This is a genomic window from Stenotrophomonas sp. P5_B8 (assembly GCF_054049855.1).
In genome coordinates this window covers 1-4468 of sequence record NZ_JBFULO010000333.1, presented here as the reverse complement: position 1 = coordinate 4468, position 4468 = coordinate 1, and the positions used below count along the sequence as shown (strand labels likewise).

Annotated in this window: 7 protein-coding genes; all 7 read left to right on the top strand. The window is 68.1% G+C overall.

Annotation, left to right across the window (positions count from 1 at the left end):
* On the top strand, window positions 1–912 hold a 912-nt coding region (locus ACXJKH_RS15740; protein ID WP_457320684.1), incomplete at its 5' end, for an NAD(P)H-dependent flavin oxidoreductase.
* Window positions 909–1715: an aminotransferase class IV family protein gene (locus ACXJKH_RS15735; RefSeq protein WP_457320682.1), complete on the top strand. Its 807-nt coding sequence runs from the start codon at window positions 909–911 to the stop codon at window positions 1713–1715. The genes ACXJKH_RS15740 and ACXJKH_RS15735, both read left to right, overlap by 4 nt.
* 111 nt (window positions 1716–1826) lie before the next feature.
* Entirely contained in the window at window positions 1827–2087 is a 261-nt protein-coding gene (gene rpsP, locus ACXJKH_RS15730) for a 30S ribosomal protein S16 (protein ID WP_017356068.1), read from the top strand.
* 42 nt (window positions 2088–2129) lie between these two features.
* On the top strand, window positions 2130–2642 hold the full coding sequence (rimM, locus tag ACXJKH_RS15725) for a ribosome maturation factor RimM (RefSeq protein WP_256776434.1): 513 nt from the start codon (window positions 2130–2132) through the stop codon (window positions 2640–2642).
* Window positions 2643–2646: 4 nt separating this feature from the next.
* Window positions 2647–3405 carry a tRNA (guanosine(37)-N1)-methyltransferase TrmD gene (trmD, locus tag ACXJKH_RS15720; protein WP_457320679.1) on the top strand — a complete coding sequence of 253 codons (759 nt, stop codon included), beginning with the start codon at window positions 2647–2649 and terminating at the stop codon, window positions 3403–3405.
* Window positions 3406–3561: 156 nt separating this feature from the next.
* A complete protein-coding gene (gene rplS, locus ACXJKH_RS15715) occupies window positions 3562–3966 on the top strand; it encodes a 50S ribosomal protein L19 (protein WP_256776436.1) in 405 nt (134 codons plus the stop codon).
* Between the two features lie 131 nt (window positions 3967–4097).
* Window positions 4098–4466, top strand: coding sequence for a DUF6404 family protein (locus tag ACXJKH_RS15710; RefSeq protein WP_256776437.1), 369 nt, complete (start codon window positions 4098–4100; stop codon window positions 4464–4466).
* Window positions 4467–4468 lie beyond the last annotated feature (2 nt).

The following is a 4468-nucleotide window of genomic DNA, read 5'->3' as shown; positions in this document are numbered from 1 at the left end:
CCGCAGGACATCGTGGCGTGGATGACCGACTTCCGCGCGCAGTCCAGCGGTCCGGCGCAAGTGAATGTGTGGATACCCGATCCGCTGCCGCGGCGCGATGCCGATGCAGAAGCGGCCAGCCGTCGCTTCCTTGCGCAGTGGGGCCCGGAGGTGCCGGCCACTGCCGGTGATGCGGGCCCGGCCGATTTCGATGCGCAGTTCGACGCGCTGATCAGCGCGCGACCGGCGGTGGCCTCAACCATCATGGGCGTGTTTTCCGCCGCGCAGGTGCAGCGCCTGAAGGACGTGGGCATCGCCTGGATCGCCTGTGCGACGACCTTGTCCGAGGCGCGGGTCGCACAGGCCGCCGGTGCCGATGCGGTGGTCGCGCAGGGCGCTGAAGCCGGTGGGCATCGCGGTGCCTTCGACCCTGACGCGGCCGAACGCCAGTTGGTCGGGTTGTTCGCGCTGCTGCCGCGGCTGGCCGATCATCTGGACGTCCCGGTGATCGCGGCCGGCGGCATCGCCGATGGACGTGGCATCGCGGCGGCACTGACCCTGGGTGCCAGTGCGGTGCAGGTGGGCACCGCCTTCCTGCGCACGCCCGAGTGCAGCTTGAACCCGGCCTGGTCGCAGGCCTTGGCGGACGCGGAGCCGGAAGATACCTGGCCCACGCGGGCCTTCAGTGGTCGCCTCGGCCGTGGCCTGGCCACCGCGTATGTGCGTGCTGCCGCTGCGGCCGATGCACCTCCACCACGCCCGTACCCGGTGCAGCGCGGGCTGACCGCACCGATGCGCGCGCAGGCCACCGGTGACAGCAACGTCGATGCGATGCAGGCGTGGGCCGGGCAGTCCGCGTGGATGGCGCCGGCGCGCCCGGCGGCGCAGGTGTTGCAGCAGATGTGGTCCGACGCCCGGGCGCTGCTCCGATGAGCTTCTACTGCAATGGCCACCGCGCCAGCGCCGACGACCTGGCCGGCGCGTTGACCAACTACGGGCACTTCACTTCGTTGCAGGTGCGTGGCGGGGCGGTGCAGGGCCTGGACCTGCACCTGCAACGGCTGCAGCAGGGCACCGAAGCGCTGTTCGGCAGCGTCCTGGACCTGGGCCAGGTCCGGGCGTGGATGCAGCACGCGCTGCAGTCGGACGACCTGCGCGATGCCTCGCTGCGGGTCACGGTGTTCTCGCGCCAGTTCGATTTCCGCCAGCCGCTGGAAGCGGTCGCGGTGGACGTGCTGGTGGCGGTGGGCACGCCGGTCCACATGCCGGCCGACGCGCGGCGCGTGCGCACGGTGATGTACCAGCGCGAGCTGCCGCACCTCAAGCATGTCGGTACCTTCCCGCTGTTCGAGCAGCGCCGGCGCGCGATGCGGGACGGCTTCGACGATGCGCTCTTCGTCACCCCGGACGGGGAGGTTGGCGAGGGCACTACCTGGAACATCGCCTTCCAGCGTGGCCAGCAGATCGTCTGGCCGCAGGCCCCGGCCCTGCGCGGTACGCATGAGCGGCTGTTGCAGGCGGGGTTCGCAGGTGACGTGCAGCAGGTGCGCGAGGTGGCCTTGGCCGAACTGGACGGCTTCGACGGCGCCATCGCGTGCAACGCGGCCGGGGTCTGGCCGATCTCGGCGATCGACGCGGTCACCTTCGCCGCGTCGGAGGCCTTCTGCCAGCGCGCGCGGGGGATCCTGGAAACGGCCCCGTGGCAGCCGATCGGGGCAATTGGCGGCGTCGGGTAGGCCCTGTTCAGCTTCGGCGGTCTTCACAGACTTGGAATGACCGCAGGCCGCCGCTATAATCGCCGGCTTACCGCGCCATCCTGGCGACTGGGCAATTGAGGAAACAACACCATGGTCAAGATTCGACTGACCCGCGGCGGCGCCAAGAAGCGTCCCTTCTACCACATCATCGTGACCGACTCGCGCAGCGCCCGTGACGGCCGCAACATCGAGCGCGTCGGTTATTACAACCCGGTGGCCCAGGGTGCGGAATCCCGCATCGTGCTGGACCTGCCGCTGGTCGACAAGTGGGTTGCCAACGGCGCCCAGATGACCGACAAGGTCCGCAACCTGTACAAGGAAGCGACCAAGGCCCAGGCCTCCGCGGCCTGATCCTGAAGGGCCGCGCCTGCCGCGGTCCACCGGTCTATACAGATGAAAGATACCGAGCGCCGCATCCTGCTGGGCAGGATTGTCGGCGCTTTTGGTGTGCGAGGCGAGATCAAGCTCGAGTCCTGGACCGAGCCGCGTACCGCCATTTTCCAATACCAGCCCTGGATCCTGCGTACACCCGCCGGCCAGGAGAGCACCCTCAGCGGCGCGCGCGGACGTCAGTCCGGCAAGCATCTGGTCGCGGTGTTTCCCGATATCACCGACCGCGATGTGGTCGAGGCGATGTACGGAACCGAAGTTTATGTAGCACGCAGCGCGCTGCCGCCGCCGAAGCCCGACGAGTATTACTGGGTCGATCTGGAGGGGTTGCAGGTACGTACCGTCGATGGCGTCGAACTGGGGCGGGCTTCGCACCTGTTCTCGACCGGCTCCAACGACGTGCTGGTGGTACAGGGCGATCGTGAGCGGATGATTCCGTTCGTGCAGCCGGACTTCGTGGTGTCGGTGGATTTCGAGGCCAACCTGATCGTGGTCGACTGGGACCCGGAGTTCTGACCGGGTGCGTATCGACGTCATCACCTTGTTCCCCGAGTTCATGGCGCAGTCGGCCGCGCTGGGCGTGGTCGGCCGTGCGGCCGAGCGCGGCCTGCTCGACCTGCATGGCTGGAATCCGCGTGACTACGCCGCCGGCAACTACCGCCGGGTGGACGACCGTCCCTTCGGGGGTGGCCCGGGCATGGTCATGCTGATCGAGCCGTTGCGCGCCTGCCTGGCCGCGGCCAAGGCGGCCGATCCGGCGCCCGCGCCGGTGATCTACCTCAGCCCGCAGGGCAAGCCGCTGACCCAGGCCCGGGTGCGCGAACTGGCGGCCCTGCCGCGGATGATCCTGCTGTGCGGCCGCTATGAAGGCATCGATGAGCGCTTCCTCGAGGCCGAGGTCACCGAGGAAATCTCGCTCGGCGATTACGTCCTGTCCGGCGGCGAGCTGGGCGCGGCGGTCATCGTCGATGCGGTGACCCGTCTGCAGGAGGGCGCGCTGGGCGATGCCGAATCGGCGGTCCAGGACAGTTTCGAAGGCCCGCAGGGGCTGCTGGACTGCCCGCATTTCAGCCATCCGGCCCAGCATGAATGGGGCGAAGTCCCGGACGTGCTGCGCTCGGGCAACCATGCCGCCATCGCCCGCTGGCGCCGCCAGCAGTCGCTGCTGCGGACCTGGCTGCGGCGCCCGGACCTGCTGGACGAGCGCACGCTGTCCAAGGCCGACCGCCTCCTGCTGGAGCAGGCGCGGCAGGCCCTGCCCAAGGAATCGAACCCCTAGCGCAGGGGCCGGTTCTTGTTTACAATTCGGGATTGCCATCGGCCCTTTGGGGGTCGATTGGCAGGAATCCCTACAAAAAACGTGCAGCACAGTCCGGTGACTGCATGAGCCCACGTTGTCGAACGACACGACCACCCGAACACTACCGGTGCACCCATGAGCAAGCTGAACAAATCCATCCTTTCGGACTTCGAATCCGCCCAGATTACCCGCGAGCTGCCGAAGTTCAGCCAGGGTGACACCGTCGTCGTCAACGTGAAGGTCAAGGAAGGCAACCGTGAGCGCGTGCAGGCTTACGAAGGCGTCGTGATCGGCACCAAGAACGCCGGCCTGAACTCCGCCTTCACCGTGCGCAAGATCTCGCACGGCTACGGCGTCGAGCGCGTCTTCCAGACCCACAGCGCCATCATCGACTCGGTCGAAGTGAAGCGTCGTGGCAAGGTCCGCTCCGGCAAGCTGTACTACCTGCGTGGCCTGGAAGGCAAGGCTGCCCGCATCAAGGAAGATCTGGCTGCCGCTGCGCAGGCCAAGGCTGCCCGCCTGGCTGCCAAGGCCCAGTAATTCCCGCCGACGACTTCGGTTGTCGCGGTACCAGAACGGCCACCCTCGGGTGGCCGTTCTGCGTTTGACGTCCTGAACATCACAAGCACGTCAGGGAGCCATGCGCGCCCTGCGTTCGTTGAAGGAAAAACATGCAGGCTTATCCCGCTCGAATCCGTGCAGCGCTGCAGGTCATGCAGGCCGCCGGCGTCCCCGCGCAGATGCAGGCGCCGCTGTTGTACCGGCTGCTGTGGCGGACGGGCCTGGCCGTGCCGCCGCCAGTGCTGGCCGGTTTCGTCGCCAACGCCATGCTGATGGGCGCGATGTTCGCGCTGGGATGGGGCGGATTGATGTGGCTGCTGTTCGCGCGCAGCGCCATGCTGCCGACGGCGGGCGTACTGGGCGGTGCCGGCGTGGCCGGCCTGCTGTTCGGTGGCGCGATGGCACTGCTGATGCGGTGGCAGCAGCAGCGCTATCGCTTGCCGGCGTGGCGCGAGGTGCGCGACACCGACGCCGGTTAACC